Source organism: Polynucleobacter sp. AP-Kolm-20A-A1, assembly GCF_018688315.1.
In the GTDB taxonomy this organism is placed as follows: Bacteria; Pseudomonadota; Gammaproteobacteria; order Burkholderiales; family Burkholderiaceae; genus Polynucleobacter.
Window position 1 is genome coordinate 752,589 of sequence record NZ_CP061315.1, and the last position, 26,298, is coordinate 778,886.

The window sequence follows — 26,298 nt, forward strand, 5'->3', positions numbered from 1 at the left end:
GATTTAAAGGCCTTTCATGAAAATTGCAGTTCTACCGGGCGATGGTATCGGCCCGGAAATCGTTGCTCAAGCCGTTCGAGTGCTCCAAGCGCTTGGTCCAAAGTTTGACTTAGAAGAAGCACCAGTTGGTGGGGCTGCTTATGACGTTGCCGGCCATCCTTTGCCACCAGCGACTTTAGAGTTGGCCAAAAAAGCAGATGCTATTTTGTTTGGCGCGGTAGGCGACTGGAAATACGACACGCTCGCACGCGAGTTGCGTCCAGAGCAAGCCATTTTGGGTTTGCGTAAACATCTTGAGTTGTTTGCCAACTTTAGACCAGCGATTTGCTATCCAGAACTCACTGCAGCATCTAGTCTGAAGCCCGAAATTATCGGCGGCTTAGATATTTTGATCGTCCGTGAGTTAAATGGCGACATCTATTTTGGTCAGCCACGCGGTATTCGTACTTCAGAGTTGCCGCTGTTCAAAGGTGCTCGCGAAGGTTTTGACACCATGCATTACAGCGAGCCAGAAGTAGAGCGCATTGCTCATGTTGCCTTTGAAGCAGCGCGCAAGCGTGGCAAAAAAGTATGCAGCGTTGATAAAGCGAACGTATTAGAAACTTCACAGCTCTGGCGTGAAGTGATGATTCGTGTATCAAAAGAATATCCAGATGTTGAGTTATCCCATATGTATGTGGATAACGCAGCGATGCAATTGGTTAAAGCGCCTAAGGCATTTGACGTTGTGGTTACTGGTAATTTATTTGGTGACATCCTGTCTGATGAGGCGGCGATGTTGACTGGTTCTATTGGTATGTTGCCATCAGCATCTCTGGACAAGAACAATAAGGGCTTATATGAGCCAAGTCATGGTTCTGCACCAGATATCGCTGGCAAAGGCATTGCAAACCCATTGGCAACTATTTTGTCTGCCGCAATGATGTTGCGCTATTCCTTGGGAATGCCTGCTGAGGCAGACCGCATTGAAAAAGCAGTGCAAAAGGTATTGGCGCAAGGTTTACGTACTGCGGATATTTATACCGAGGGCACCAAAAAGGTATCTACCGTAGAAATGGGCGATGCTGTAGTTGCAGCGCTTGCTTAAGAGTCAGTAGAAGTAAATAAAAAATCTCATTACAGAAATCAAATTCACTAGATAGTTAAACATCATGGCAAATACAAAAACACCTTTGGTTGGTTTAGTTGGCTGGCGCGGTATGGTTGGTAGCGTACTCATGGAGCGCATGCTCGCAGAGAAAGACTTTGATCTGATTGAGCCGGTATTTTTTAGTACTAGCCAAGCGGGTGGAGAAGTGCCGCTCTTGAATGGTCAAAAAGTGACTAAGAGCGAAAGCACTTTGCAGGATGCGAATGATATTAAAGCGCTCTCACGTTGCGACATTATCTTGACTTGCCAAGGTGGCGATTACACCAATGACATTTTCCCTAAACTGCGTGCTGCTGGATGGAACGGCCACTGGATTGATGCTGCTAGTGCGTTGCGCATGAAAGATGATGCGGTATTGATTTTGGATCCAGTAAATCGTCCGGTGATTGATAAGGCTTTGGCTGCTGGCGGTAAGAACTGGATTGGCAGCAACTGTACTGTTAGTTTGATGATGATCGCCATGGGTGGTTTGGTTAAGGCCGACATGGTTGAGTGGATCAGCGCCATGACTTACCAAGCAGCTTCTGGTGCTGGTGCACAGAACATGCGTGAGCTGTTGCTCCAAATGGGCGCATTGCGTGACAGCGTTGCTAGTGAATTGGCAGACCCATCTTCATGGATTTTGGATATTGATCGCAAAGTAACTGAAACATTGCGTTCTGCAGATTTTCCGAAAAAGAATTTCCGCAACACAGCTTTAGCAGGTAGCTTGATTCCTTGGATTGATGTTCCTGTTGAGAATGGTCAAACAAAAGAAGAGTGGAAGGGTGGCGCTGAGTTCAATAAGATCTTGGGTCGTCCTGCATTCCGTACGCCTGGCAGCATTCCAGTCGATGGCCTCTGTGTGCGTGTAGGCGCTATGCGTTGCCATTCACAAGGCTTAACAGTAAAACTCAAAAAAGATATTCCGCTAAAAGAGATTGAGGCGATTTTGGCTGCTGATAATCAGTGGGTAAAAGTTGTTCCGAATGATCGCGAAACTACAGAGCGCGATTTATCGCCTGCAGCAGTGAGTGGAACATTGACTGTGCCTATCGGTCGTTTGCATAAATTGGCTATGGGCCCTGAGTACTTAGGTGCTTTCACAGTTGGCGACCAATTGTTGTGGGGTGCTGCTGAGCCGCTGCGCCGCATGTTGCGCATCTTGCTTGAGAAGTAATTCTTTTCTTATGTTTCGCATAAACCAGTTAAGTCTTGTAAAGCTACTTAGCTTTATCTTGCTTAGCTGGTCATCTTTGGCCGGCGCTGTTTCTCTAGGTGCTCCGCAATTACAGTCTCGTCCTGGCGAACCTCTTCGTGTAGAGATTCCGATTCGCGTTGGGGCTGACGAGCAGGGCGCCTTATCTAGTCTGAATGTGGCGATGCCTAACAAGACGGCTTATGAACGTTTAGGTATCTCCCAGAAGATTCTCGATCTTAATCCGCAGGCGATGGTCTATCGTAATCGCCAAGAGCAGCTGATGGTGTTGGTTGAGACGGTTAATTCTGTACCGATGACTGATGATCCGTTCTTAGATGTGTTGGTTAATCTCAATTGGTCCAGCGGTAGCCTAACCAAAACATTCACCTTGTTATTGGGTGATGTGCAAAAGGTTACGGTTAAACCCGGACAAACCTTGTCAGAGATTGCTGCCATCATGGCGCCTCAATTAGATGGTGCAACGCTAGATCAAACCATGATGGCTTTGTATAAAGCCAACCCAGATGCATTTGCCAGCGGCAGTATTAATCGTCTGGCTGCTGGTGCTGAGTTGGCAAAGCCTAGTCAGGCGCTATTACGCTCTATTAGCCCTGCAGAAGCAAACCAATTTGTAGCGGAGGCGAATGAGCAATGGCGCCAAGAGCGCGGCGAAAAAGGTAGCACTTCCGCAGACTCAAAGGCCGCCAATGCCAAGGCTACTGAAGCTTCACCTAAAGATCGCCTTAAGATTGGTTCGAGTGCGGATGGTAATGAGCAAGAACGTCGTTATACAGAGGAGTTGGTTGCCCAGGAGAAGATGCTTGAGCAAACTAAGGCCCGCGTAGCGGAGTTAGAAAAGAATATTGCTGATTTGCAAAAGCTTCTAGATAAGTCTAAAGAGAAGAAAGCGGTAGACAATAACTTTGGTTTAGGTGGATTTGGCCCGGCTATTTTGGCTATTGGTTTGATTGGCTTGACTGGCTTGTTGCTCTGGGGTCTAGCTCGCAATTCTCGTCGCTCAGAAACACCAAGCTTTCATTCGTCGGGCAGTCATGCCGCCAAAGAGCAACCTACGCACAAAGATGCCGTTAGCGAACAGAAGCCTGCGTCTTCTACTTTTGAAATGCCGGCACGAGCCAAAGCCCTGTTCGAAGGCATTGATCTTGATCTGGCAAAACCTGCAAAAGAGGTGCCACCAGTAGTTGCTGCTCCAGTATCCAATCCGCTGGCAGACACTTTGCGCGTCAAACTCAATTTAGCGCGTGCTTACATCACGATTGAAGATTATTCTGCGGCTAAAAAGTCTTTGGATGAGGTGTTGCGTATTAGTAGCTCAATTGATCCAGCAATCACCATCGAAGCGCAGGGCTTGTTGGCAGAGATCTCGCATCGCAATACCTAGATCATGCGCATAGCCCTGGGCCTTCAATACGATGGCAGTCTGTACTCTGGTTGGCAAACACAGGTCAATCACAACACAGTACAAGACGAATTAGAAAAGGCAATATCCGCTTTTGTCGGCGAGCAGGCTTGCGCAGAGCAGCCTATTCATACGATTACAGCCGGAAGAACTGACACTGGTGTACATGCACTAGGACAAGTCGTTCACTTTGATACCAATGTTGAGCGTGAAGATTTTTCATGGGTGAGGGGGGTGAACTCATTTTTGCCCCCATCGATTGTGGTGAATTGGGCAAAGCCCGTGAGTGAAGAATTTAGCGCGCGCTTCTCAGCATTTGAGCGTGAATATATTTACGCACTGCAAGCAGGCCCATGCCGATCTCCAATGTCGCATTCACGTGCTGGGTATTTAATGCTGCCGCCAAATCAGTGGCTAGACGTTGATGCTATGAAAAAATCAGCCGAATGCCTCATTGGCGAGCATGACTTTAGCTCCTTCCGCTCATCTGAATGTCAAAGCAAGACGCCAATCAAAACGATTTACTCTATTGAAATTATTTCAGAGCAGCCATGGGTCTATTTCAGAATTCGGGGAAATGCTTTTTTACATCACATGATTCGCAATGTCATTGGTTGTTTTTTGCAGATCGGTCAAGGTAGGCAGAAGCCGGAGTGGATGACAGAAGTTTTGGCCGCCAAGAATAGGCAAATCGCTGCACCCACGTTTATGGCAGATGGGCTGTATTTGGCCAAAATAAGCTACCCAGAGGAATTCGCCATCCCGCAGCCTTGGCTTGAAAACTCTTGGCTACCCGCCAAAGTCCTTGGGCAACAAAAGAAAGAACAAAAGAAATAACAGGCCCTTGGCCTTATCATTCATTTATGGGCTTATTGACACATTCTCCGGGCCGTACAAGGGTCAAAATCTGCGGTCTAAAGACGGCTGCCGATATCGATGCTGCTGTTTTGGCGGGGGTAGATGCCGTAGGCTTTGTCTTTTACCCGCCAAGCGTGCGTGCCGTTAGCCCCAATATCGCTGCACAGCTCATTTCTAGGCTTCCAGCAGGGGTAGACGCCGTTGGACTGGTCGTAAATGCTACAGATGAGCAATTTGCGGCTATTCGGGCTGCTGCCTCGATTACCTTATGGCAATTTCATGGGGATGAGACCCCAGAACGCTGCGCACAGCTCGCTGCTGGCGAACCGTGGATGAAAGCGGCCCGTGTAGGAGCCGGCTTCGCATTTGATGAATTTTCCCTACAATACGGGGATGCAAACGCTTTTCTGCTGGATGCCCTCGTTGAGGGATATGGTGGCGGAGGCGTTCCTTTTGATTGGCAAGGAATTCCACAGACATGGGTAAGCGAAAACGCGCCTCGGGTCGTTTTGAGTGGTGGATTGAACACGCACAACGTGGGCGAGGCGATTGCTCGTCTGCATCCTTGCGCGGTTGACGTCAGTAGTGGCGTAGAAAGCAGCAGGGGTGTTAAAGATCCTGCGCTCATGACTGAGTTTGTCAAAGCAGTCCGTGCAGCAGATGCGAAAACATCATCCCAATAATTTGCTGTAAACAAATCAAAAGAGGTAACTATGTACGACAAGCCAGATGCACGAGGACACTTTGGTCCCTATGGTGGCGTATTTGTTTCTGAGACATTGATGTATGCATTAGATGAGCTCAAAGAGGCCTATGCAAAATATCAAAATGATCCAGAATTCATTGAAGAGTTTCATTACGAGTTAAAGCACTTTGTTGGCAGACCTTCCCCGGTCTATCACGCAAAGCGTTGGAGTGAAATGCTCGGTGGTGCGCAGATCTATCTCAAGCGTGAGGATTTAAATCACACTGGCGCTCACAAGATTAATAACGTGATTGGCCAAGCGATGCTGGCTAAGCGTATGGGCAAGCCCCGCATTATTGCCGAGACAGGCGCAGGCCAGCACGGCGTTGCAACTGCAACTATTTGTGCTCGTTTTGGTCTTGATTGCACGGTGTATCAGGGATCTGTTGACGTAGCTCGTCAGGCGCAAAACGTATTTCGCATGAAGTTGCTTGGTGCCAAAGTGGTTCCAGTGGAGTCAGGCACCAAAACTTTAAAAGATGCGCTGAATGAAGCGATGCGCGATTGGGTTACTAACGTTGATAACACTTTCTACATCATCGGCACTGTTGCTGGTCCGCATCCATATCCCATGATGGTGAGAGATTTCCAAAGTGTTATTGGCGAAGAGTGCAAAGTACAAATGCCAGAGATGACTGGCCGTCAGCCTGACTATGTACTAGCTTGCGTTGGTGGTGGTTCAAATGCGATGGGCATTTTTTATCCCTACATTGATTTCCCAGAAGTGAAGTTGGTCGGAGTAGAGGCTGCAGGTCACGGATTGGGAAGTGGTTTGCATTCTGCTGCTCTGTGCGTAGGTAAGCCTGGTGTATTGCACGGTAACCGCACATACCTTTTGCAAGATGAAAATGGCCAGATCTCCGAAACCCATTCTGTATCAGCTGGTATGGACTACCCAGGCGTAGGACCTGAGCACGCTTGGTTAAAAGACTCGGGTCGCGCTGACTATGTGGCGATTACCGATGAAGAGGCTCTCAAAGCATTCCACGATTGCTGCCAGATTGAGGGCATCATTCCAGCGCTGGAGTCTTCTCATGCGATTGCCTATGCCTGCAAGCTAGCGAAGACATTACCTAAAGACAAAACTATCTTGGTAAATCTTTCTGGTCGTGGCGACAAGGATATGCATACTGTTGCTCAAGCAACAGGATCTGAAGGCTAAAAAGAAAAAACAAAGAAAATAAGAATAAGAAAACAAAGAAAAAAAGAAGAACGAATTAGTTATGTCAAAAATTACTGCACTCTTTAAGGAGTTAAAAGCAACTGGTAAAAAAGGATTAATTCCTTTTATTACTGCGGGCGATCCAGATCCAAAGCAAACCGTTGAACTCATGCATGCATTAGTGCGTGGTGGTTCAAGCGTGATTGAATTAGGTGTGCCATTTTCAGATCCAATGGCTGATGGTCCTGTTATTCAAAGATCCTCCGAGCGTGCTTTAACTCACGGCGTCACTTTGCATAGCTGCTTGGAGATGGTGAAAGAGTTTCGAAAAAAAGATGCCAATACTCCGGTTGTACTGATGGGCTATGCGAACCCAGTAGAGCAAATGGGGGCAGAGCGTTTTGCAACCGAAGCAAAAGCTGCTGGTGTGGATGGCGTACTAGTGGTGGACTACCCGCCAGAAGAGTGCGTGGATTTTGCAGCTCGCATGCGTGTTGCTGGAATTGACCCTATCTTCTTGTTGGCGCCTACTTCATCGCATGAGCGCATTAAAGAGGCCGCCAAAATAGCTTCTGGTTATATCTATTACGTATCGATGCGGGGTGTTACAGGGGCTTCACACCTCAATACTCAGGATGTGGCCAGCATCATCCCTAAAATCCGCGAAGAAACCGATATTCCGATTGCCGTAGGCTTTGGCATCAGCGATGCAGCCAGCGCCAAGGCTGTATCAGCCAGCGCCGACGCGGTGGTGATTGGTAGTCGTATTATTCGCCTTTTAGAGGATGCGCCCCCTGGGCAGGCGGTACAATCACTGGAAACCTTCATTCGTGAGATTCGCGACGCATTGGATAGTTAAAAACTAATGAGCTGGATAGATAAATTACTCCCACCCCAAATTCAACACACTGATCCTGCGAATCGCAAATCAGTGCCAGAAGGACTGTGGGTAAAGTGCCCAAGTTGCGAAACTGTTCTTTACAGTACCGACATTGAAGCCAATCTTTCTGTTTGTCCAAAATGTAGTCATCACATGCGCATCGGAGCGCGTCTGCGTTTAGATAGCTTGCTAGATGAAAAGGGTCGCTATGAAATTGGCGCCGACATCTATCCAACCGATCCACTGAAATTCAAAGACTCTAAAAAATATCCAGACCGCATTAAAGAGGCAAATGATGCTTCTGGCGAATCTGAAGCCCTCATTGTGATGGGTGGCAAGATTGAAACGATTCCAGTAGTAGCTGCTTGTTTTGAATTCCAATACATGGGCGGCTCAATGGGTTCTGTAGTGGGCGAGCGATTTGCTCGTGGCGTACAAGAAGCTATTAACAAGAAATGCGCCTTCATTTGCGTTACCGCTACAGGCGGCGCGCGTATGCAAGAGAGTTTGTTATCCCTCTTTCAAATGGCCAAGACCAACTCCATGTTGACCTTGTTGGCTAAAAAAGGCTTGCCTTACATTAGCGTACTTACCGATCCGACCATGGGCGGCATTTCTGCAAGCTTTGCCTTTATGGGCGACGTAGTGATGGCCGAGCCAAAAGCATTGATTGGTTTTGCTGGTCCGCGTGTGATCGAGCAAACCGTTCGTGAAAAGTTACCAGAAGGTTTTCAGCGTTCTGAGTTCCTCATGCAAAAGGGCGGTATTGACATGATTGTTGATCGTCGTCAGATGCGTGGTGAGATTGCGCGATTGTTGGCTTTGTTGCAAAAACTGCCAGAGCCTGCGATTGCGGGTAGCGCAGCCGTTTAAGCGCTTGAGCACAGCACACCAAGCCCCCATATTATTTCCTAGCCTAGAGGCTTGGCTCAGCCACCTCGAAACTGCTCATCCTGTCGGTATCGATATGGGTCTTGAGCGAATCAATCGCGTGAAGGCGGCGCTCGATCTTCATTTTGATTGTCCAGTGATCACTGTTGCCGGTACCAATGGCAAAGGCTCTACTTGTGCATATTTAGAAAGCATCTTGCTTGCATCAGGCTATCGGGTGGGTTGCCATACTTCACCACACTTGCTGAAATTTAACGAGCGTGCACGTGTGAATGGCGAAGATGTGAATGACAGCGTCTTGCTCGGGCATTTCGCGGCGGTAGAAAAAGCGCGCGTGAGTTTGGTAGATGCGCCGACCTTGACGTATTTCGAGTTCACTACTTTGGCAATCATGCATTTGTTTGCTAAGTCGAATTTGGATGCTGTTGTTTTAGAAGTGGGTATGGGCGGTCGTCTTGATGCTGTCAATATCGTGGATGCAGACTGTGCGATCGTCACCAGTATTGATATTGATCACGCTGATTTCTTAGGTGGAACAAGAGAAGCAATTGGCTTGGAAAAAGCAGGCATCTTCCGCCCGGGCCATATCGCAATTTGCGGAGATCCGGTCCCGCCACAATCATTAATTGACCATGCTGAAAAGCTAGGCTGTGACCTTTGGCTTCAGGGCCGAGATTACAACTTTCAGGGTGATAAACAGCAATGGGGTTGGGCAGGTCGCAATAAGCGCTTTAGCGGCTTAGGTTACCCAGCCTTAAGAGGCGCCAATCAGATTCTCAACGCATCCGCTGTCATAGCTGCTTTGATGGCATTGCACCAGCGCCTGCCTGTCAGCGCCCAAGATATACGTAATGGCTTTGCCTTAGTCGAGCTTCCAGGGCGCTTCCAGGTCCTGCCTGGTCAGCCTACAGTCGTTCTTGACGTAGCCCACAACCCTCATGCGGCTGCAACCTTGGGGCAGGGGCTAGATAAGATGGGCTACCACCCCTATACCTATGCCATTTTTGGGGCTATGGCAGATAAGGATATTGAGGGGGTGATTAAACCTCTTTTAGGAATCATTGATTTCTGGTTTTGCACGGATTTGCCTACCCCTAGGGCAGCTAGCGCTAAGGCCTTGGCCGAGAAGCTTGAGGCCATGGGCGTAAAGCCTAAAAATGGGGCAGATGGGGGGATCGAAATCTTCGAAAATCCTGCTGCAGCGTATCAAAAAGCGCTATCTCAGGCTGGTGAGGGTGATAGAATTGTGACCTTCGGATCCTTCTATACCGTTGCAGGCGTAATGACTTACCGAAACAACCAGGCCCACTGATCCATGATTCGTTTACCAAGCTTTTTTAAGCGAAAAACCCAGTCTGAGGACCTTGAATTAGATTCAAGGGGTAGTCGCACCACTAAACGAGCTGCTCCGCGTAGTTTTCAGCGTGCAGCAGAGGCTGAAGAGTTAGCTCTTACCGAAGATCCAGAACAACAAAGAGCGCGCCATCGATTAATTGGCGCTGCGGTTCTTGTGCTCATCGCCGTTGTTGGCCTTCCACGCATTTTGGATAACAAGCCTAAATCAGCTCCAAATGATATTGCTGTCAATATTGTGACTAGCTTGCCTATTCCGGGTTCTGATCCAAAACCAGAAGAAAAGCCAAAAACTGAAGCTCCTGTTGAGATCGCTAAAGAAACGCCTAAAGCTGCTCCAGTGGCAGAAGCAAAACCAGAGCCCAAGCCTGAACCAAAGGCAGAGGCAAAAGTAGAAACAAAAGCAGAAGCTAAGCCAGCGACCCCGCCAGCAAATAAATCTGCGGCTATGGGCTTAGCCGCCGGAGAAGAAGTGGTTGCCGCTTCAGGTGCAAAACCTAAAACAGAAGAAACAAAGCCTAGCGCCTCAAGCGGCTCCGGTAAGTACGTAATTCAAATTGGCGCATTTGCTTCTGAAGATCGTGCCAAAGGTTGGATTGCAAAACTAAAAGATCAAAAAATTCCGAACTATGTCTTAAACAAGACAGGTGCTGATGGTGGCAAGTTGTATGTCTTGCGAGCAGGCCCGTTTACGGATAAGGATGCTGCAGAGGCTGCAGAGAAGAAAATTAAAGCGATGGGTCTTTCTCCAAGACTCGTCGAATCCGGTAAGCAGTAATGGAATACTTATCCACCCTCAAGCTAACATCGGTGGATTATTTCACCCTAGTTGTGCTCCTGATTTCGGCTTTAGTCGGTATCTCACGTGGATTATTTAAAGAGGTGCTCGCACTGGCTTCTTGGTTTGCTGCAGCTTGGGTTGCTTATCACTACAGCAACTACCTCTCTACCGAATGGTTATCTACATTCCACTTGGATGAATTGCTTAGCCTTGGTCTTAGCTTCTTAATTCTCTTTGTATTAACTCTGATTATTTGTGGCTTGTTTGGTGGAGTGGTGCAAAAAATTATTTTGTCCGCCGGCCTAAGTTTGACGGATCGTTTTTTGGGTCTCGTGTTTGGCGTTATGCGCGGTGGGTTAATTGTGGTGGTGCTTGCAACTCTTGCAGCATTGACGCCTATACCGCAAAGCATGGCTTGGAAAAATGCAATCACCAGACCGGCAATTGATATGGCAACCGGTTTAATTAAAGGTTGGCTGCCAGCTGACTGGGCTAAGCAATTGGGTGAAGCAATGCCCAAAGTAACACCTACCATTACTCCTAAATTAACAATAGGAATCTAGAGATATGTGCGGCGTCGTCGGAACTGTTTCCCACTCACCAGTAAATCAACTTCTCTATGATGCGTTGTTGCTCTTGCAGCACCGCGGTCAGGACGCTGCAGGTATTGCAACCATGAACGGCAATTCGTTCACGATGCATAAAGCCAACGGCTTGGTACGAGATGTCTTTAGAACTCGCAATATGCGCAGCTTGGTTGGCAATGCTGGTATTGGTCAAGTACGTTATCCAACTGCAGGTTCAGCCAGCAGCGAAGAAGAGGCGCAACCATTTTATGTAAGCGCACCGTACGGAATTATCTTGGCACACAACGGCAACCTCACCAACGCACCGAGTTTGCGTGTAGAGATGGCTTATCGTGATCGCCGCCACATCAATACGAGCTCCGATACCGAAGTATTGCTCAACGTATTGGCTGATGAGCTTCAAAAAGAAACGAATAGTGCAGCGCTTGATGAGGGCGCGATGTTTAATGCGGTTACCGGAGTAACGAATCGCGTGAAAGGTTCTTACGCCGTGGTCTCATTGATCGCTGGTTATGGTTTATTGGCCTTCCGTGATCAATACGGTATTCGTCCTTTATGTATTGGACGTATTGATACGCCGCAAGGTCCTGAGTGGATGATTGCATCTGAATCTGTTGCGCTTGAAGGCTTGGGCTTTACATTCGTACGCGACGTTCATCCAGGCGAAGCAATTTATATCGACTTAGATGGTAATTTCTATTCACGTCAGTGTGTGCCGAACGCCGTTCTAACGCCTTGTATCTTTGAGTACGTCTACATGGCTCGTCCAGACTCCACCATTGATGGTGTGACTGTCTATAACGTGCGCATGCGTATGGGTGACTACCTGGCTGAGAAGATTCGCAAAGAGACCAATGTTGACGAGATCGATGTCGTCATGCCGATTCCGGACTCTAGTCGTCCTGCAGCGATGCAGGTAGCTAAGAACCTCGGCGTAGACTATCGCGAAGGATTCTTCAAGAACCGCTACATTGGCCGTACCTTCATCATGCCAGGCCAGGCCGTTCGCAAGAAATCAGTGCGCCAAAAACTCAATGCTATGCGCATTGAGTTCAAAGATAAGACTGTATTAATTGTGGATGACTCCATCGTTCGTGGAACAACATCTTTTGAGATCGTGCAAATGGCACGCGAGTCGGGCGCTAAGAAAGTGATCTTTGCATCCGCTGCACCGCCAGTACGTTTCCCGAATGTGTATGGCATTGATATGCCAACCCGCAGCGAATTGGTTGCCTATGGCCGTACCGATGAAGAGATCAATAAGATGATTGGCGCTGATCAACTCATCTATCAAAGTGTAGAAGATATGAAGCAGGCGGTACGGGATATCAATCCTGATATTAAGAACTTTGAGGCCTCTTGTTTTGATGGTTTCTACATTACTGGCGATATTACCGAGTCCTATCTCGATGCTTTAGAGGCAGCCAGAAATACCTCTGCTGCTAAAGCGGATCGTCAGAAAGACTCTAGCGACTTTGCCCGCTCGCAGCTCCACCTGCATTTGGCTACCGAAGACTAAAAAGCGACAGGAATTTGCCTCACTCGAGGCAAATCCTCAATTCGGTGTCAAAATAGCAGTATGAAGAGCAAAACCACACGCAAAAAACCCGATTTTTCTAAGCTGGCGCTGGAGACCTTGGCTGTCCGCGCGGGCACTCGTCGCACCGCTGAATACCAAGAGCATTCAGAAGCAATGTTCCTAACATCTAGCTTTTGTTTTGATAGTGCAGAGTTGGCTGCAGATGGTTTCGCACACGCAGATCAAGGTTTTATTTATTCTCGTTTCACCAATCCAACCGTTAGCATGTTCCAGGATCGCTTGGCTGCCTTAGAAGGTGGTGAGGCATGTATTGCTACAGCATCAGGCATGTCAGCCATTTTGACAATGGCGATGGCTCATCTACAAGCAGGTGACCATGTTGTTTGTTCGCGCTCCGTATTTGGTGCAACGATTCAGTTGTTTAGCAATATCTTGGGTCGCTTTGGCATTACCACTACCTATGTTGATTTGGCTGATGCCAAATCATGGCAAGCTGCTGTCCAGCCAAATACCAAACTCTTTTATCTAGAGACGCCTTCCAATCCCTTAACTGAAATTGCCGATATCAAAGCAATTTCAAAGATTGCCAAGAAGGCAAAAGCACTGTTTGCAGTAGATAACTGTTTTTGTACGCCGGCCTTACAAAAACCATTGGCGCTTGGCGCTGATGTCGTGATTCATTCTGCCACTAAGTATCTCGATGGCCAGGGTAGGGTAGTGGGCGGTGCAATTGTAGGCAGTAAAGATTTCATCATGGGTAAAGTATTCCCGTACGTGCGTACCGCGGGCCCAACACTCTCAGCGTTTAATGCTTGGGTGTTCTTGAAGGGCTTGGAGACTTTAGAGCTTCGCATGAAGCAACAGAGTCAGAACGCTCTCGCCTTAGCGCAATGGCTTGAGAAGCAGTCAGGAGTGGAGCGTGTTTATCATCCAGGCCTCAAATCTCATCCTCAACATGCGTTGGCAAAACGTCAGCAAAAAGAGGGCGGCGCAATTCTGTCATTCACACTCAAGGGTGGCAAGAAGGCTGCATTCAAATTGATTAATCAAACTAAGCTTTGCTCGATTACTGCAAATTTGGGCGATACCCGCACGACTATTACGCATCCAGCTACAACGACACATTGCCGTGTTAGCCCTGAGGCTCGTAAAGCTGCAGGCATCTCTGATGGCCTGGTACGTATTGCGGTGGGATTAGAAAACATCAACGATTTAAAGAATGACCTCGTTGGTGGACTCAAAAAATAATCAAGTACACCAAGATAAACCTATGGGATTTTCTGATGCTACGCAATTTTGGAATGAACGCTTTGATAAAGAAGAGTTCATTTTCGGCAAAGATCCCAATGAGTATTTGGTTGAAAAAGCGAAGCAATACCTAAAGCCCAAAGATAAGGTTTTATGTATTGCTGACGGCGAGGGTCGCAATGGCGTCTGGCTTGCTAAACAAGGTATGCAAGTAGTTGGCTTTGATGCGTCTGATATTGCTCTGGCCAAGGCAAAGCAGTTTGCCAAAGACAATCAAGTGGAGGTTGAGTATTCATTCTCGGATACTGATAGCTATGCATGGCCCGAGAATACTTATGATGCAGTCATTGGTATCTTTATCCAGTTTGCCGATCCAGCAATGCGCGCCAGAATCTTCCAGCAAGCATATAGGGCGACCAAGCAAGGCGGACTCTTTATTTTGCAGGGCTATACACCTAAGCAGCTGGATTACAAGACTGGTGGACCATCCTTAATAGAGCATCTGTACACAGAAGAGTTGATCAGAGATCTTGCGAAAGAGTTTCAGATCCTGGAGCTCGTTAGCTACGAGAAAGAGCTCTCTGAAGGTCCAAGACATACTGGTATGTCGGCCATTCTAGGTTTGGTTGCGCGCAAATAAATCAATATACTGATACTCTAGTGTTGTGAAGATAATAGAAATTAAAAATGCATGGCAGGGTAATAGCGATTGCAACGCATGCTCCATTCGAAGTTCGGCGCTCTTCGCTGAATTGAATGAGGAGGATTTCTCTAAGATTCATTCGCCCATTGATGATATGAGGTTTGAGTCTAATGCCAGTCTTTATACTCAAGGCGATGAAGCGGAATATCTGTATACCCTGCGTGAAGGGTACATCAAGTTGTTACATATCAATTCTGACGGCTCAAATAGAATAGTACGCTTGGTAATGCCTGGTGATTTATTTGGTATGGAGGCTTTGCTCGGTCAGACTTACTCCCATTCAGCTGCCGCTTTATCTAATGTGCATCTCTGCCGTATTCCTAAAGCAATTATCTCTAGCTTGGGGGAAGAGTCGCCACGCTTGCATAGGCAAATCGTCAAGAAATGGGGTGAGGCTTTAGCTCAATCAGAGTCCTGGTTCTCTGAAATCAATACTGGCAGAATTGAAATTCGCTTAGCTAGATTTTTCTTACGTATAGCCAAAGTTTCTGGCGATATGGCAGTTGCACCACTCTTTAAAAGAGAGGATATGGGCTTAATGATGGACGTCAAGTTTGAAACCATCAGTAGAGCGCTAGCTTCTATGGCTGAGCAGGGTTTAATTTCCAATATCGGAAAGTTAAGTATTCAAATTCCGAGTATAAAAAAGCTTGAAAGCTTTTCTCAAGCTGGTACTTAAAAATAAAAAAGACTGCCTTGGCAGTCTTTTTTATTTATCGAAATGATTCGACTAAAACTAAATTGCTAACTTAAGCCTTCTTGGCGTAAGCAGAGCACCAACCTTTACCTGCAACCTTCTTTGTTCCAAATAATGAACAGCCACCAGTTGCATCGCCTGCTTTACCTTGGAACAATGCACAGTTATCGCACTCTTGGCCGGCAGCGTATTTTGCATACTTTGCTTTATCAACGGTTGTTGCGTTAGCCTTATAACCCAATGCAGCGGCTTGTGGATCAGTTTCTGCAACCATAGCTTGAGCTTGAACTTTACCGTTCAATGCAAGGGTGCAAGCACCAGCAGCAGACAAAATCATAAATTGGCGACGACTATTTTTCATAAGAGTTTCCAGTGTTTGGGTAAATAAAAAGTCTAAATAACTAGCTATACGGCATATTAAAGGGGATAACTCCACCATCAATAGGGGTTTCTCAGTATTAAGTTTAGCCAGACTTGGGCTCACACTACGCAAATATGCATAAATGCGTATAGAAGCATTTAAAACAGGTGTTTATCCAAATTAAGGGTTTTTATGAAAAAGTTTCTTTCTTTTGGCCTGATGTTGTTTTCAGGTCTCGCCGCAGCGCAAACCAGTGCGCCCGCCAATCCAGAGTTGCTGCAAATTATTGATAAGTCCACCAACTTTGTAGTCAAAACGGCCAAAGGCCCAGTAGAAATCACACGCGTAATGACACCTTGTGCAAAAAATAAAGGTTGGCTACAGCCCTTAATTCCAATTAAGGGTGTTGTGCCGGTTGATGAGATTGATGTTCTTAATGCATTAAATGACAAGGATTCGTTAGTAGTCGATATGCGAGTGGTTGATGACCGAGTCAAAGGAACTATTCCTGGCTCTATTGGTATTCCTTATACCGAAGTCGCTATGCGTATGGATGAATTGGGTTGTAAAAAGCCTGCAGCAGGCTCTACTAAATGGGACTGCTCTAAGGCTAAGAAGGTTTATGCATTCTGTAATGGCCCAGTTTGCCCACAAAGTCCAATGGCGATGGCTGCTATGACTCGTGATGGATTTCCTGCAACCAAGATCTACTACTACCGTGGTGGTATGTTGGACTGGGATGCATTGGGCCTAACCACCATTAAAGGTGAGTTTTAAACTAAGCTTTATTGATATTGATGCGAACAGGGGGCCTAGGCCCCCTTTTTATTGCCCTTAAGCTGAATTTCATGATGTAGATCAAAAAATGCTTACTAATTTATTACCTTGTCTTGACATTGCATGCTATTTATATAATATACAAATATATATATTATTAAATATTTAAATGAAATGAGAAAATATGGTTAATAAGGTGGAGCGGGCTAAACCGGTGCCGTATATGAACTCACTTTTAGCGGGAATCCTTCTTGGAATGGTTCTATTGGCAACTTTTGTTGTCACTGGGCATGGGCTAGGTGCTACAGGATTTACTACTCGCTTAACAGCCTGGGTTGGAATGTATGTTGCTCCAGTTGCAACAAATGCAAACGATTACCTGGGTGGGATGGTTGAAGATGGCAAGCCATTAAATGCATGGATTACATGGCAGGTAATTGGCGTAGCCATAGGAGCATTGCTATCAGCGTTCCTGGCGAAAAGAATTCAATTCAAGATGGACGGAGCAAAGTTTTTAGGTGGATCTAAGCGTCCATGGACAGCCCTTTGTGGGGGCGTGCTTGCAGGCTTTGGTGCAAGGATTGCGGCTGGCTGTACTAGCGGCCTTGGTTTGTCCGGTGCAGCAGTACTGAGTCTGGCCGGCTTTACCTTCCTGGGGGCATTTTTTGCCGTAGGTTTGTTGGCAAGCCGTTTCTTGAAAGAGGAGAAATAAGATGAGTGAAATTCTCTCGGGGCTTTTATTGGGCGGCGCTTTTGGCTATGTCTTGGAACGCGCAGGATTCGGTAATCCTAATAAGTTGACTGGCCAATTTCGCTTAACCGATTGGTCTGTATTTAAAGTGATGTTCACCGCCATTGTGTTTGCTGCTGTTGGCCTCTTAATTTTGGAAAAGACGGGATTTGTAGATGCTGGTAATTTATTTGTACCACCTGCATTTTTAGGCGCTGCCGCTCTTGGTGGGGCATTTGTTGGTGCAGGCTTTGCAATTGGTGGATATTGCCCTGGAACCTCAGTCGTCGGTTTGATGTCTGGACGCATTGATGCGGCCATATTTTTGCTTGGCTTATTGTTAGGGACCGTATTGTTTGCTGGTATCTATCCAGGCATCGAGTTCTTGACGACTTTGGGTGAATATGCAAAAGCAGATTCATTGCCTGACGCATTCCACATATCGGGTATATCAATCGATGTTGGCTTGATTATTGCGGCCGTCGGAGTATTTATCTTGGGTTCTTGGATGGAGAGGAAGTCCAAAGGCCCGGTTAGTTCCCAGGTTTAATCAATTAAAAGGAAAGTTATGTCTAAGAAATCAACAGTAGCTGCGTTGGCAATGGCTTTAGCTGGTTTGGCGGCTGCGCCATTGGCATATTCAGCAGATGCCCCTGCTAATCCATCAGGCGCAGAGCAGAAGAACCCCTGCGGTCCTAAAAAAGAGTCGGCAAATCCATGCGGCCCTGCCAAGAAAAAAGCAGCTAACCCATGTGGCCCTGCAAATCCTTGCGGCCCTAAAAAGCGTAAAGCTGCAGAGTAATTAAATATATATGCTTACTCAATCTAATCTCTGGTTGGCCGCACAAGCGCTAGCAAATATTCAGATGCGATATGCCGAAACTGGGCGCACCTTGAATGAAGCTGCTTTATGTGGCGCCAAGGATTTTATTGAGTGGCAGCACTATCCAAGCAATGACCTTGTGGATGAGCAAAGTGGTTATGAGTTCTACTACCATGCGCATTCTGCAGATGAAATGCCTAATGGTGAGCATGGTCATTTTCATGTGATTAAGCGTGATGAGAAGAGCTTTCATCACCTTATTGGTATTTCTTTAGACCAGAAGGGTTTGCCAGTTCGCTTATTTACCACTAATCAGTGGGTTACCGGCGAAGAGATGGCTAATTCGGACATTGTCATCAAACTCACTAAAGAGTTTCAAGTGACCACAAAAGGTCGAATGGCTCCAGTAAGCAATTGGATTAGCGCTTTAATTCAGTTATTTGCCGTAGAGATTGAGGCCCTAATTTTGGAGCGAGATCAAAAGATTGCTCGACTAGTGGAAGAGCAGGGCAATCGTGAGCTGGTATTGAACTCAAAAAAGCATCATGTTTTAACAGAATGCAAGATTGATTTGATGGGTCGTCTTTCAGACAATTTGTTGGTTGTAAATTCATAAGGGAGTAGAGATGAAAAAAATTAAATTGCTTTTAGCATTTGCCCTAACCGGCTTGGTGAGCCTAGTTCAGGCAATTACTTTGCCTGGTCCTGTAGTCAGCGCCGATTGGTTGTCCAATAATCTATCTGATGTTCAGGTAATTGAAGTAAGAACGGATTTAGCAAGCTACCTCAGAAACCCTGAATTTGATACCGACAAAAAGACTGGTAAGAAATTCCTAGTAGAAGTAGGTGGCCATATTGCTAATTCAACACTCCTAGATTTTAAGAAAGTACGTGTTGAGCGCTCAGTGGATGGTAAGAAGATTAAGTTTCTAATTCCTGAAAAAGCAGATTTTGAGAAGTTGGTTCAATCTTTAGGTGTCAACTCTGATAAGCCGATTGTGCTCGTGCCCATTGGGCAGGATATGTCCGATATCGACGAGGCGTTAAGAACCTATTGGTCATTTAAGGTGTATGGCGAAGATCAAGTAGCTGTGTTGGATGGCGGTATTGCTGGGTGGCTTGGTGAGGGGCGTGAATATGTAACTACCAATGCTCAAAAAGCGACTGGCAATTGGTCTGCAAAAGCATATCGCAAAGAATTAATTGCCAGTTCAGATGATGTAGCTGCTTCGTCCAAAGCAGGTAAGCCACAATTATTGGATGCGCGTCAGCCTGCCCAATACTTAGGTCTTGCAAAACGTCCAGATGTGCTGACCTTTGGCCATATTGCGGGCTCAAAAGAGTTGGCGCCTGAATTGTTAGCAAAGCCAAGCAATGGCGCATTGTATTTCTGGCAGAAAAATACTTATGACGCATTAATGGCAGCCAATGGTTTAAGTGTGAAAGGGCCAACAATTGCCTATTGCAATACTGGCCACTTAGCAGCTGGTGGTTGGTTTGTAATGTCAGAGCTAGTGGGCAATAAATCTACTAAGTTATACGATGGCTCTTTGTATCTTTGGACTCTTGAAGGCCGCCCATTAGTCGGCGTTCCACTGAACTAAGAGCGCCCATCATGTCAGCACTTAGGGACAGTATCAATCTAGAGAAGATGCAGTCATCAGCAGACGATGCTTGTCGCTTGATGAAAGTGCTCTCGAATAGAGATCGTATGTTGTTGCTATGCCAGATAAGTCAGGGAGAGCTGTGCGTTGGCGAGCTCGAGGAATGTCTTGATATTCATCAGCCCACCTTATCCCAGCAGCTCACTGTTCTGAGAAATGAAGAACTGGTCCAAACCAGAAGAGATGGTAAGCAAATTTATTATTCACTTTCTAATCAGATTGCTTTGGAAGTGATGAATGTGCTTTATCAAAATTACTGCAGTAAATAACCAAAAGGGGTCTTAATATGAAATGCAATGTCGGTGGTGTTGATCGTATGTTACGTATGGTGGTTGGCTTAGCGTTAATTGGTCTAGCCGTAACCGGAACTGTTGGCGTATGGGGTTGGATTGGTGTTGTGCCTCTCACAACAGGCTTATTTAGATTTTGCCCGGCGTACCCACTCCTAGGAATCAATACTTGCGGTACTGACTCTTCATGTGGTGGCGGCGGTTGCTGTAAATAAGTTGACTATATAAAAAAGGGCAACCTCAGTTGCCCTTTTTTATGCCCAAATTTAATTACCGCCACAGTAGTCCAATGAGTAATAGAAGGGAATGCAGATGTATCGCCACTAAATTATTCAAAATAAGTTTCTTAATTCCATCTTTTCGAACCATTGCCCTTGATATTTGATTGGCGCAAAATATAAATACTGGAAGTGCAGATAAGGTAATCAACGTTTGAATTGGAATCCCATAAAAATAAATTCCAATTATTTGAAGGGTATAAGCTGCAATTGATATGCCCGTATACCAGGCACGCAATTCATGAGGGCTACTCTTGGCAGCAAGAGTTAACTTTTGTGCAAGCCGATCCGCCTCAATATCTGGGATCTGATTTATTAGTAGGATATTGGAAGCCATTAATCCATATGCAAGTCCAATCGGGATTGTCTGGTAAGCATTATTGGTTGTTTGCATAAAGGCGAATCCGATAACCACAAGCGACCACGCAATAGCTATAGATAACTCTCCGAGAACCCCCCTAGACATCAGCTGCAGTGGTGGTGCGGAGTATGTCCATGCGGCAGTTACTCCAATGAACCCCAGCGGTATCAAGAGCCATGTAGTTTGCGAACAAATATATAAGCCAATGAAGACGCTAAGTGTGATTAGCGCAAAACCAAGCTGATATATTTCGATTGGCTTTATTAAATGGTTTTGTATAAAGCGGCTGCCGCCAGTAAATGGTGAAATTCGATTGCGATTATTTTCATCGCTACCATTGAGGTGATCAAAGTAATCATTTATTAAATTAGCTCCAGCATGTATGCAGAGGGTCAAAGTTACAGCAAGCAGGTTGATTGCCATAGACTCTTTTCTAGAGCTTGGAATCGAAAGCCCAATAAGGCAGCCTAAAAGGGTAATTGTGAGAAATGCGGGCCGAGTTGCTAGAAATAACTTGAGGACCATACTCATGGCGATTTAGAACTATGCAGATTAGTGACCAACAAATCGCCTAGGATCATTGATTGGTCGCAACGGCATGATGTGAATTTGATTGCCATCTAATTCAACATGCATTTGACTGCCAACTTCCATATTTAGTCTTTTCACTTCAGATGCGGATGCAACCCATTCAATTTTATGTGCGCTATTTTGAATTTGTAGTTGAATCACCGCAATTTGACCCAAGACACTAATCTCTACGGCAATGGCAGGAGTGCTGGTCGGGGTTGGTGCGTTATGGACACTTAAACCATCTTGCGGAATCACCCAAGCTACTTGAGCATTTGGAGGAATTTTGCCTTTATCGGTCACGGTAAAGGTTTTATCGCAGCCATCCCAAGTGAGATTGCCTGCATTAAATATTCCATGAAATAAATTACTGATACCAACCAACTCGGCTACACGCGAGTTTCTGGGTCTTTGAAATAGCACTTGGGGTGCAGCCGTTTGCAAGCTGATGCCGTTATCAATCACGGTAATGCGGTCGGCAAGTAAGTCGGCTTCACGTAAATCATGTGTAACCAACACTATCGGAATGTTTAAATCCTTGCGTAAATCGGCAAGAGTTTTATATAGACCTTGTCGCGTTGGCGCATCGACAGCGGAAAATGGTTCGTCTAACAACAAGATCTTCGGCTGTCGTGCCAATGCGCGAGCGAGTGCTACGCGTTGCTGTTGTCCGCCTGAGAGTTGGTGTGGAAAACGATGGGCAAGTTCAGCAATCCCCATGCGACCTAGCCAGTCCTTAGCAATGGCTTTACGCTCAGCCACCTTATGTGCAGAATTCTGCAAAGGGATGAGGACATTCTCAAGCGCCGATAAATGCGGGAAAAGGGCGTATTGCTGAAATAAAAATCCGCAAGAACGTTGTGCGGGAGACAGGTTTTGTATTTCTCCTGCAAGTTCGTTAGCCTCAAACCAGGTTTCACCATTGCATTCAATTTTTCCAGTCTTCGCTTGGCTGAGGCCGGCAATTGCTCTCAGGGTGCTGGTTTTGCCGCTACCAGACGGTCCTACAAGGGCATGCAATTGACCGGCTGCACATTCCAGAATGATCTGAAGTGGGTTGGGAAGGGCTTGGCTTATTTTGAGCTTAAGCATCAGCCTCTCCGTTGACTCTGTTGGGAGACGCTTTTGCCAAAAACACCATATGAAAGGGCAATTGCAATCAGGGATATGCCAAGTAGCAATAAGGCAAGCGCGCCGGCGCCTGAGGTATCAAAACTTTGCACTTTGTCGTAGATCGCAATCGATACCGTTTTGGTTTCCCCGGGGATCGCACCCCCAACCATGAGGATGACCCCAAATTCACCTAGGGTATGAGCAAAGGTTAGTACTGCGGCACTGGTAATACCTCTCCATGCTAGTGGAAGTTCAATTAAGCGAAAAATTTGCCAATTGGATAGGCCGCTGACTTGGGCAGCCTCAATAATTTCTGGGTTGATAGCTTCAAATGCACGCTGAATCGGCTGTATTGCAAAAGGCAGGTTGACTATGAGGGAGGCAATGAGGATTCCGGCAAAGGAAAACACCAGTGGAATGCCTAAAAAAGTCTTGCCGCCCAAGCCAACCAAAAGGTAATAGCCCAAAACTGTGGGGGGTAAAACGAGTGGCAGGGCTAGGGCAGCCTCCACCCAGGGCTTGCTTCTATTAAGGCCTAAGAGGCTATGGGCAACCCAAACTCCAAATGGAAGGATGAGGACCAGGGTCCACAGCGCAAGCTTTAGCGAAAGAAGTATTGCTTCCATATCCATGGTTTGATTGTATTGCTAAGCAATATAGGGTATCTCACTATACCGATTTACCTACTTAAAGGGTCAAATATATGCGTATACATGCATATATTAAAAGGCTGATGGAATTGAAAGCAAGGGTTCAAAAGGCGACAAAAAACTTATCTCCAAAACAGATGGAGAAGGTCTTTTCTCAAGTGGCGGCCTATTTCAATGTCCTATCTGAGCCGGCACGCTTACGCATTATGTATGCGGTCTGTAGCGGTGAAAAATCTGTTTCTGAAGTTGTTGAGATGTGTGGCACGAGTCAGGCCAATGTTTCGAGACATTTATTGGCGCTTCATAAAGCTGGAATTTTAATGAGGCGAAAAGAGGGTGTAACGGTTTATTACTCGATTGCGGATAACGCAACGGTGGAGATGTGTCAAACAGTCTGTGCAAAGATTGCAGAAGGCATTCATTAAGTTTTGCAGTAAATCACTTTTTAAGTAGAGGTCAAATGACTAAGAAGCAAATTGAATTAAGTGCCGAGGATATCTCGGCAGTTGAAAAGCCGGCAAATAGAGCCCGCTTAGTTAAAGCGCCAGAGCACTTTATTTCTCAGGAGTTAATTGCTGACATCAACGCCAATGGCCTTGATGAAAAACGCCGCGGCTTCTTGCGCAAAGGATTCATGTCTGCAGTTGGTGGTGCGGCAGCAGGCTTGGCTGCGCCTCTGGCCTTTGCTGCAGGTGAGGGTGACCCAGCAATTCTAGAAAAACAAGAATGGCAAACAACGCTTGGTAAGAACGTTGCCACCATGCCTTATGGCGTGCCTTCAATTTACGAGGCTAATTTAATTCGTCGTGAGTCACCAGGTTTGACGCGTGTATCAGCAGCATCGGTTGCCTTTACACCCTTGCAAGGCTTATTTGGAACAATTACGCCAAACGGTTTGCACTTTGAACGTCATCACCAAGGTTGGTACAACTTAAATCCTGAGACTCATCGTTTGATGGTGAACGGTATGGTGAAAAATGCTCGCGTCTTTACGATGAACGACTTGATGCGTTTGCCTTCAGTTTCTCGTACTCACTTTATTGAGTGTGGTGCTAACACTGGTTTAGAGTGGGGCAACGTTGCCGTACCTACAGTGCAGTACACGCATGGCATGTTATCTTGCTGCGAATTCACAGGCGTACCACTTAAAGTATTGCTTGAAGAATGCGGCGCTGACTTGAAAAAAGGTAAGTTCTTGCTTGCTGAGGGTGGTGATGGTTCCGGCATGACTCGCACCATCAACCTAGAAAGCTGCTTAGATGACACCATCGTAGCTTGGAGTATGAATGGTGAAATGCTTCGCCCCGAAAATGGATTCCCATTGCGCTTGGTAGTCCCTGGAGTGCAAGGTGTCAGCTGGGTTAAGTGGTTGCGTCGTCTTGAGGTTGGTGATATGCCTTGGAATACAAAAGATGAGGCGGTTCACTATATTGAACTGATGCCAGATGGCATGCATCGTCAATACGCATCTATTCAAGAATGTAAATCTGTGATTACCACCCCTTCTGGCGGCCAGCAATTGCTAGATAAAGGTTTCTATAACGTCAGTGGTATGGCTTGGTCGGGTCGAGGCAAGATTAGGCGTGTAGATGTCTCATTTGATGGCGGCAACAACTGGCGTCAGGCGCGCCTGGAGACCCCGGTTCTTACTAAGTCCATTACACGTTTCAATATTGATTGGGTGTGGGATGGCTCACCTGCAATATTGCAATCTAGAGCTGTAGATGACACTGGCTATATTCAGCCTTCAATAAAAGTATTGCGTGATTTACGTGGTAATCGTTCCATTTATCACAACAATGCAATTCAATCTTGGAAATTAGATTCAAATGGTGAGGTGAGCAATGTTCAAGTCGGTTAATTCTATTGCTCGTTTGAGTCTGCTCAGTCTTGCAGTATTGACTACCCAGATTTCATTTGCACAAAGCACGCAGGGATCTGCCAAGTTTCCAGGTATTGGTCGTAATGCCACTCCTGCAGAAGTAATGGCTTGGGATATTGACGTGCGTCCGGACTTCAAAGGTCTACCAAAGGGGTCTGGCTCTGTAGAGCAGGGTCAAGCAATTTGGGAGTCCAAATGCGCTAGCTGTCACGGTGTTTTTGGTGAATCCAATGAGATCTTTACACCGATTGCCGGCGGAACAACTACTGAAGATGTGAAGACAGGAAGAGTAGCCTCTTTGGCTGATCGTAAGCAACCTCAACGCACTACTTTGATGAAGGTTCCAACTGTTTCTACTTTGTGGGATTACATCTATCGTGCAATGCCTTGGAATGCACCAAGATCACTTACGCCGGACAATACTTATGCGCTAGTGGCATATATTCTTAGTTTGGGTGAGATAGTCCCGGATGATTTTGTGCTTAGCGATGCAAACATTGCAGAAGTCCAGAAAAAGATGCCAAACCGCAATGGCATGACGCGTAATCATGGCTTTTGGAGTGTTAATGGCAAGCCGGATGTTAATGGCTCTTCTTGCATGAATAACTGCGTCAAGTTTGTACAAATTGGCTCAACACTTCCAGATTTCGCAAGAAATGCACACGGCAATATTGCTGAGCAAAATCGTCAATATGGTCCATATCGTGGGTCAGATTCAACCAAGCCACCAATTGCCAAGTTACCCGGATCAAGTGGCGAGGGATTGGCACATGCTGCAGATACCCATTCCTCTAATGCAAAAGGCCCCGCTGCTTTATTTAAGAATGAGAACTGTTCGGCTTGTCATGCGCCAAATGCTAAGCTGGTCGGTCCTTCAATTGCTGATATTGCTGCCAAATATCAAGGGCAGAGTGGTGCTCTAGATAAATTGATGGCCAAGGTTAAAAATGGCGGCTCTGGTGTATGGGGCTCAATTCCGATGCCACCACAAGCGCAATTGTCAGATGCAGATCGTAAGGCACTAGTTGAATGGGTGCTTTCAGGGGGTAAATAAGGGCTGCTTAGGTAATAACCAGTATGGTTTATTAGAAAGCAGATAATATATTCACAGTATGAGATTAATAAAGGAGTTTTTATGAATCAGCAGCGACGCAGTTTATTGAAATATTCAGCCGTATTTGGCTTGATGGCTTCTGCGGGTCTTATTAGCGTAGCCCAGGCTCAAGAGTGGAATAAAGCCGCTTTTGAAGGCAAGAGCCTTGACGATGTATTTAAGATCTTGGGTGCAGGCAGCCCAGAGAAGTCTGGTGCAGTTACTTTGAATGCCCCTGACATCGCCGAAAATGGTGCAGTTGTGCCGGTCGGCATTACAACCACCCTTAAAGCAGAGCAAATGGCCATCTTGGTTGAGAAAAACCCAAGCGCCTTAGCTGCTCAATTCTTCATTCCTGCTGGCACTGAGCCATTTGTTACTACACGTATCAAGATGGGTCAGACCTCCAATGTATACGCCTTGGTAAAAGCTGATGGCAAATGGAGTATGTCTGTTAAGGAAGTGAAAGTAACTTTGGGTGGTTGCGGCGGTTAATCGCTGTTAATCAAAA

General features: G+C 46.3%; 31 protein-coding genes. 27 read left to right on the top strand and 4 right to left on the bottom strand.

Annotated features, from left to right (window positions below; genetic code table 11):
* Positions 1-16: 16 nt before the first annotated feature.
* The 15 genes from leuB to C2745_RS04010 all read left to right on the top strand — a co-directional run bounded on the left by leuB (position 17) and on the right by C2745_RS04010 (position 15,177).
* Entirely contained in the window at positions 17-1,087 is a 1,071-nt protein-coding gene (leuB, locus tag C2745_RS03940; RefSeq protein ID WP_215385215.1) for a 3-isopropylmalate dehydrogenase, read from the top strand.
* A gap of 64 nt (positions 1,088-1,151) precedes the next feature.
* Positions 1,152-2,309, top strand: coding sequence for an aspartate-semialdehyde dehydrogenase (asd, locus tag C2745_RS03945; RefSeq protein ID WP_215385217.1), 1,158 nt, complete (start codon positions 1,152-1,154; stop codon positions 2,307-2,309).
* A gap of 10 nt (positions 2,310-2,319) precedes the next feature.
* Positions 2,320-3,732: a FimV/HubP family polar landmark protein gene (locus C2745_RS03950; protein WP_215385218.1), complete on the top strand. Its 1,413-nt coding sequence runs from the start codon at positions 2,320-2,322 to the stop codon at positions 3,730-3,732.
* A gap of 3 nt (positions 3,733-3,735) precedes the next feature.
* Positions 3,736-4,587, top strand: coding sequence for a tRNA pseudouridine(38-40) synthase TruA (truA, locus tag C2745_RS03955; protein ID WP_215385220.1), 852 nt, complete (start codon positions 3,736-3,738; stop codon positions 4,585-4,587).
* A 26-nt stretch (positions 4,588-4,613) separates the two neighbouring features.
* On the top strand, positions 4,614-5,291 hold the full coding sequence (locus C2745_RS03960; protein ID WP_215385222.1) for a phosphoribosylanthranilate isomerase: 678 nt from the start codon (positions 4,614-4,616) through the stop codon (positions 5,289-5,291).
* A 30-nt stretch (positions 5,292-5,321) separates the two neighbouring features.
* The gene (gene trpB / locus C2745_RS03965) at positions 5,322-6,515 is read left to right on the top strand and encodes a tryptophan synthase subunit beta (protein WP_215385224.1); all 1,194 of its coding nucleotides are present in this window, start codon (positions 5,322-5,324) and stop codon (positions 6,513-6,515) included.
* Positions 6,516-6,576: 61 nt separating this feature from the next.
* Complete coding sequence (trpA, locus tag C2745_RS03970) at positions 6,577-7,374, top strand: tryptophan synthase subunit alpha (protein WP_128113432.1); 798 nt, start codon at positions 6,577-6,579, stop codon at positions 7,372-7,374.
* Between the two features lie 6 nt (positions 7,375-7,380).
* Positions 7,381-8,268, top strand: a complete 888-nt coding sequence (gene accD / locus C2745_RS03975; RefSeq protein ID WP_215385226.1) for an acetyl-CoA carboxylase, carboxyltransferase subunit beta — start codon at positions 7,381-7,383, stop codon at positions 8,266-8,268.
* Between the two features lie 4 nt (positions 8,269-8,272).
* Complete coding sequence (gene folC / locus C2745_RS03980) at positions 8,273-9,598, top strand: bifunctional tetrahydrofolate synthase/dihydrofolate synthase (RefSeq protein WP_215385227.1); 1,326 nt, start codon at positions 8,273-8,275, stop codon at positions 9,596-9,598.
* Positions 9,599-9,601: 3 nt separating this feature from the next.
* Complete coding sequence (locus tag C2745_RS03985) at positions 9,602-10,417, top strand: SPOR domain-containing protein (RefSeq protein ID WP_215385229.1); 816 nt, start codon at positions 9,602-9,604, stop codon at positions 10,415-10,417.
* Positions 10,417-10,983 carry a CvpA family protein gene (locus C2745_RS03990; protein ID WP_215385231.1) on the top strand — a complete coding sequence of 189 codons (567 nt, stop codon included), beginning with the start codon at positions 10,417-10,419 and terminating at the stop codon, positions 10,981-10,983. Before C2745_RS03985 ends, C2745_RS03990 begins: the two co-directional genes overlap by 1 nt.
* 4 nt (positions 10,984-10,987) lie before the next feature.
* A complete protein-coding gene (purF, locus tag C2745_RS03995; protein ID WP_215385232.1) occupies positions 10,988-12,526 on the top strand; it encodes an amidophosphoribosyltransferase in 1,539 nt (512 codons plus the stop codon).
* 60 nt (positions 12,527-12,586) lie between these two features.
* On the top strand, positions 12,587-13,795 hold the full coding sequence (locus tag C2745_RS04000) for an O-succinylhomoserine sulfhydrylase (protein ID WP_215385234.1): 1,209 nt from the start codon (positions 12,587-12,589) through the stop codon (positions 13,793-13,795).
* Positions 13,796-13,817: 22 nt separating this feature from the next.
* Complete coding sequence (locus C2745_RS04005; RefSeq protein WP_215385236.1) at positions 13,818-14,435, top strand: bifunctional 2-polyprenyl-6-hydroxyphenol methylase/3-demethylubiquinol 3-O-methyltransferase UbiG; 618 nt, start codon at positions 13,818-13,820, stop codon at positions 14,433-14,435.
* 157 nt (positions 14,436-14,592) lie between these two features.
* Positions 14,593-15,177, top strand: a complete 585-nt coding sequence (locus C2745_RS04010) for a Crp/Fnr family transcriptional regulator (RefSeq protein WP_251368399.1) — start codon at positions 14,593-14,595, stop codon at positions 15,175-15,177.
* A gap of 70 nt (positions 15,178-15,247) precedes the next feature.
* Here C2745_RS04010 and C2745_RS04015 read toward each other — a convergent pair whose 3' ends face one another.
* Positions 15,248-15,556: a high-potential iron-sulfur protein gene (locus tag C2745_RS04015; protein ID WP_215349370.1), complete on the bottom strand. Its 309-nt coding sequence runs from the start codon at positions 15,554-15,556 to the stop codon at positions 15,248-15,250.
* A gap of 192 nt (positions 15,557-15,748) precedes the next feature.
* Between C2745_RS04015 and C2745_RS04020 the strand changes: the two genes are divergently transcribed.
* The 8 genes from C2745_RS04020 to C2745_RS04055 all read left to right on the top strand — a co-directional run bounded on the left by C2745_RS04020 (position 15,749) and on the right by C2745_RS04055 (position 20,055).
* Positions 15,749-16,333, top strand: coding sequence for a rhodanese-like domain-containing protein (locus C2745_RS04020; RefSeq protein WP_215385240.1), 585 nt, complete (start codon positions 15,749-15,751; stop codon positions 16,331-16,333).
* 184 nt (positions 16,334-16,517) lie between these two features.
* Positions 16,518-17,045 carry a YeeE/YedE thiosulfate transporter family protein gene (locus tag C2745_RS04025; protein ID WP_215385242.1) on the top strand — a complete coding sequence of 176 codons (528 nt, stop codon included), beginning with the start codon at positions 16,518-16,520 and terminating at the stop codon, positions 17,043-17,045.
* 1 nt (position 17,046) lies between these two features.
* Positions 17,047-17,613 carry a YeeE/YedE thiosulfate transporter family protein gene (locus C2745_RS04030; RefSeq protein WP_215385243.1) on the top strand — a complete coding sequence of 189 codons (567 nt, stop codon included), beginning with the start codon at positions 17,047-17,049 and terminating at the stop codon, positions 17,611-17,613.
* An 18-nt stretch (positions 17,614-17,631) separates the two neighbouring features.
* Positions 17,632-17,865: a hypothetical protein gene (locus C2745_RS04035; protein ID WP_215385245.1), complete on the top strand. Its 234-nt coding sequence runs from the start codon at positions 17,632-17,634 to the stop codon at positions 17,863-17,865.
* A 10-nt stretch (positions 17,866-17,875) separates the two neighbouring features.
* The gene (locus C2745_RS04040) at positions 17,876-18,502 is read left to right on the top strand and encodes a hypothetical protein (RefSeq protein ID WP_215385247.1); all 627 of its coding nucleotides are present in this window, start codon (positions 17,876-17,878) and stop codon (positions 18,500-18,502) included.
* A 10-nt stretch (positions 18,503-18,512) separates the two neighbouring features.
* A complete protein-coding gene (locus C2745_RS04045; RefSeq protein WP_215385249.1) occupies positions 18,513-19,490 on the top strand; it encodes a sulfurtransferase in 978 nt (325 codons plus the stop codon).
* 11 nt (positions 19,491-19,501) lie between these two features.
* Positions 19,502-19,819: a metalloregulator ArsR/SmtB family transcription factor gene (locus tag C2745_RS04050; RefSeq protein ID WP_215385251.1), complete on the top strand. Its 318-nt coding sequence runs from the start codon at positions 19,502-19,504 to the stop codon at positions 19,817-19,819.
* Positions 19,820-19,836: 17 nt separating this feature from the next.
* The gene (locus C2745_RS04055; protein WP_215385252.1) at positions 19,837-20,055 is read left to right on the top strand and encodes a DUF2892 domain-containing protein; all 219 of its coding nucleotides are present in this window, start codon (positions 19,837-19,839) and stop codon (positions 20,053-20,055) included.
* A gap of 55 nt (positions 20,056-20,110) precedes the next feature.
* Here C2745_RS04055 and C2745_RS04060 read toward each other — a convergent pair whose 3' ends face one another.
* The 3 genes from C2745_RS04060 to modB form a co-directional block, all read right to left on the bottom strand.
* Positions 20,111-20,902, bottom strand: a complete 792-nt coding sequence (locus C2745_RS04060; protein ID WP_251368400.1) for a prenyltransferase — start codon at positions 20,900-20,902, stop codon at positions 20,111-20,113.
* 129 nt (positions 20,903-21,031) lie between these two features.
* Entirely contained in the window at positions 21,032-22,141 is a 1,110-nt protein-coding gene (locus C2745_RS04065; RefSeq protein WP_215385256.1) for an ABC transporter ATP-binding protein, read from the bottom strand.
* Entirely contained in the window at positions 22,141-22,794 is a 654-nt protein-coding gene (gene modB / locus C2745_RS04070) for a molybdate ABC transporter permease subunit (RefSeq protein WP_215385257.1), read from the bottom strand. The genes C2745_RS04065 and modB overlap by 1 nt, the downstream gene beginning before the upstream one ends.
* Positions 22,795-22,895: 101 nt before the next feature.
* On the opposite strand from modB, the gene C2745_RS04075 reads away from it, so the two are divergent.
* From C2745_RS04075 to soxY, 4 genes are all read left to right on the top strand, one after another.
* Positions 22,896-23,237 carry a helix-turn-helix transcriptional regulator gene (locus C2745_RS04075; protein WP_215385258.1) on the top strand — a complete coding sequence of 114 codons (342 nt, stop codon included), beginning with the start codon at positions 22,896-22,898 and terminating at the stop codon, positions 23,235-23,237.
* Between the two features lie 35 nt (positions 23,238-23,272).
* The gene (soxC, locus tag C2745_RS04080; RefSeq protein WP_215385259.1) at positions 23,273-24,673 is read left to right on the top strand and encodes a sulfite dehydrogenase; all 1,401 of its coding nucleotides are present in this window, start codon (positions 23,273-23,275) and stop codon (positions 24,671-24,673) included.
* Positions 24,657-25,748, top strand: a complete 1,092-nt coding sequence (locus tag C2745_RS04085; RefSeq protein WP_215385260.1) for a c-type cytochrome — start codon at positions 24,657-24,659, stop codon at positions 25,746-25,748. The genes soxC and C2745_RS04085 overlap by 17 nt, the downstream gene beginning before the upstream one ends.
* 81 nt (positions 25,749-25,829) lie before the next feature.
* Entirely contained in the window at positions 25,830-26,282 is a 453-nt protein-coding gene (gene soxY, locus C2745_RS04090; RefSeq protein ID WP_215385261.1) for a thiosulfate oxidation carrier protein SoxY, read from the top strand.
* The last annotated feature ends 16 nt before the right edge of the window (positions 26,283-26,298 follow it).

Excerpts from the sequence above, each read along its gene's own strand:
- C2745_RS04060 (WP_251368400.1), bottom strand. The coding sequence starts at position 20,902 with ATGGCAATCAACCTGCTTGCTGTAACTTTGACCCTCTGCATACATGCT.
- asd (WP_215385217.1), top strand. The coding sequence starts at position 1,152 with ATGGCAAATACAAAAACACCTTTGGTTGGTTTAGTTGGCTGGCGCGGT.
- leuB (WP_215385215.1), top strand. The coding sequence starts at position 17 with ATGAAAATTGCAGTTCTACCGGGCGATGGTATCGGCCCGGAAATCGTT.
- C2745_RS04065 (WP_215385256.1), bottom strand. The coding sequence starts at position 22,141 with ATGCTTAAGCTCAAAATAAGCCAAGCCCTTCCCAACCCACTTCAGATC.
- C2745_RS04015 (WP_215349370.1), bottom strand. The coding sequence starts at position 15,556 with ATGAAAAATAGTCGTCGCCAATTTATGATTTTGTCTGCTGCTGGTGCT.
- C2745_RS04010 (WP_251368399.1), top strand. The coding sequence starts at position 14,593 with ATGAGGTTTGAGTCTAATGCCAGTCTTTATACTCAAGGCGATGAAGCG.
- C2745_RS03985 (WP_215385229.1), top strand. The coding sequence starts at position 9,602 with ATGATTCGTTTACCAAGCTTTTTTAAGCGAAAAACCCAGTCTGAGGAC.
- C2745_RS03960 (WP_215385222.1), top strand. The coding sequence starts at position 4,614 with ATGGGCTTATTGACACATTCTCCGGGCCGTACAAGGGTCAAAATCTGC.
- C2745_RS04005 (WP_215385236.1), top strand. The coding sequence starts at position 13,818 with ATGGGATTTTCTGATGCTACGCAATTTTGGAATGAACGCTTTGATAAA.
- C2745_RS04040 (WP_215385247.1), top strand. The coding sequence starts at position 17,876 with ATGCTTACTCAATCTAATCTCTGGTTGGCCGCACAAGCGCTAGCAAAT.
- trpB (WP_215385224.1), top strand. The coding sequence starts at position 5,322 with ATGTACGACAAGCCAGATGCACGAGGACACTTTGGTCCCTATGGTGGC.
- C2745_RS04000 (WP_215385234.1), top strand. The coding sequence starts at position 12,587 with ATGAAGAGCAAAACCACACGCAAAAAACCCGATTTTTCTAAGCTGGCG.
- C2745_RS04025 (WP_215385242.1), top strand. The coding sequence starts at position 16,518 with ATGGTTAATAAGGTGGAGCGGGCTAAACCGGTGCCGTATATGAACTCA.
- soxC (WP_215385259.1), top strand. The coding sequence starts at position 23,273 with ATGACTAAGAAGCAAATTGAATTAAGTGCCGAGGATATCTCGGCAGTT.
- C2745_RS04045 (WP_215385249.1), top strand. The coding sequence starts at position 18,513 with ATGAAAAAAATTAAATTGCTTTTAGCATTTGCCCTAACCGGCTTGGTG.
- truA (WP_215385220.1), top strand. The coding sequence starts at position 3,736 with ATGCGCATAGCCCTGGGCCTTCAATACGATGGCAGTCTGTACTCTGGT.
- C2745_RS04075 (WP_215385258.1), top strand. The coding sequence starts at position 22,896 with ATGGAATTGAAAGCAAGGGTTCAAAAGGCGACAAAAAACTTATCTCCA.
- C2745_RS04085 (WP_215385260.1), top strand. The coding sequence starts at position 24,657 with ATGTTCAAGTCGGTTAATTCTATTGCTCGTTTGAGTCTGCTCAGTCTT.
- purF (WP_215385232.1), top strand. The coding sequence starts at position 10,988 with ATGTGCGGCGTCGTCGGAACTGTTTCCCACTCACCAGTAAATCAACTT.
- C2745_RS03990 (WP_215385231.1), top strand. The coding sequence starts at position 10,417 with ATGGAATACTTATCCACCCTCAAGCTAACATCGGTGGATTATTTCACC.
- trpA (WP_128113432.1), top strand. The coding sequence starts at position 6,577 with ATGTCAAAAATTACTGCACTCTTTAAGGAGTTAAAAGCAACTGGTAAA.
- C2745_RS03950 (WP_215385218.1), top strand. The coding sequence starts at position 2,320 with ATGTTTCGCATAAACCAGTTAAGTCTTGTAAAGCTACTTAGCTTTATC.
- C2745_RS04055 (WP_215385252.1), top strand. The coding sequence starts at position 19,837 with ATGAAATGCAATGTCGGTGGTGTTGATCGTATGTTACGTATGGTGGTT.
- accD (WP_215385226.1), top strand. The coding sequence starts at position 7,381 with ATGAGCTGGATAGATAAATTACTCCCACCCCAAATTCAACACACTGAT.
- modB (WP_215385257.1), bottom strand. The coding sequence starts at position 22,794 with ATGGATATGGAAGCAATACTTCTTTCGCTAAAGCTTGCGCTGTGGACC.
- C2745_RS04030 (WP_215385243.1), top strand. The coding sequence starts at position 17,047 with ATGAGTGAAATTCTCTCGGGGCTTTTATTGGGCGGCGCTTTTGGCTAT.
- soxY (WP_215385261.1), top strand. The coding sequence starts at position 25,830 with ATGAATCAGCAGCGACGCAGTTTATTGAAATATTCAGCCGTATTTGGC.
- C2745_RS04020 (WP_215385240.1), top strand. The coding sequence starts at position 15,749 with ATGAAAAAGTTTCTTTCTTTTGGCCTGATGTTGTTTTCAGGTCTCGCC.
- C2745_RS04035 (WP_215385245.1), top strand. The coding sequence starts at position 17,632 with ATGTCTAAGAAATCAACAGTAGCTGCGTTGGCAATGGCTTTAGCTGGT.
- C2745_RS04050 (WP_215385251.1), top strand. The coding sequence starts at position 19,502 with ATGTCAGCACTTAGGGACAGTATCAATCTAGAGAAGATGCAGTCATCA.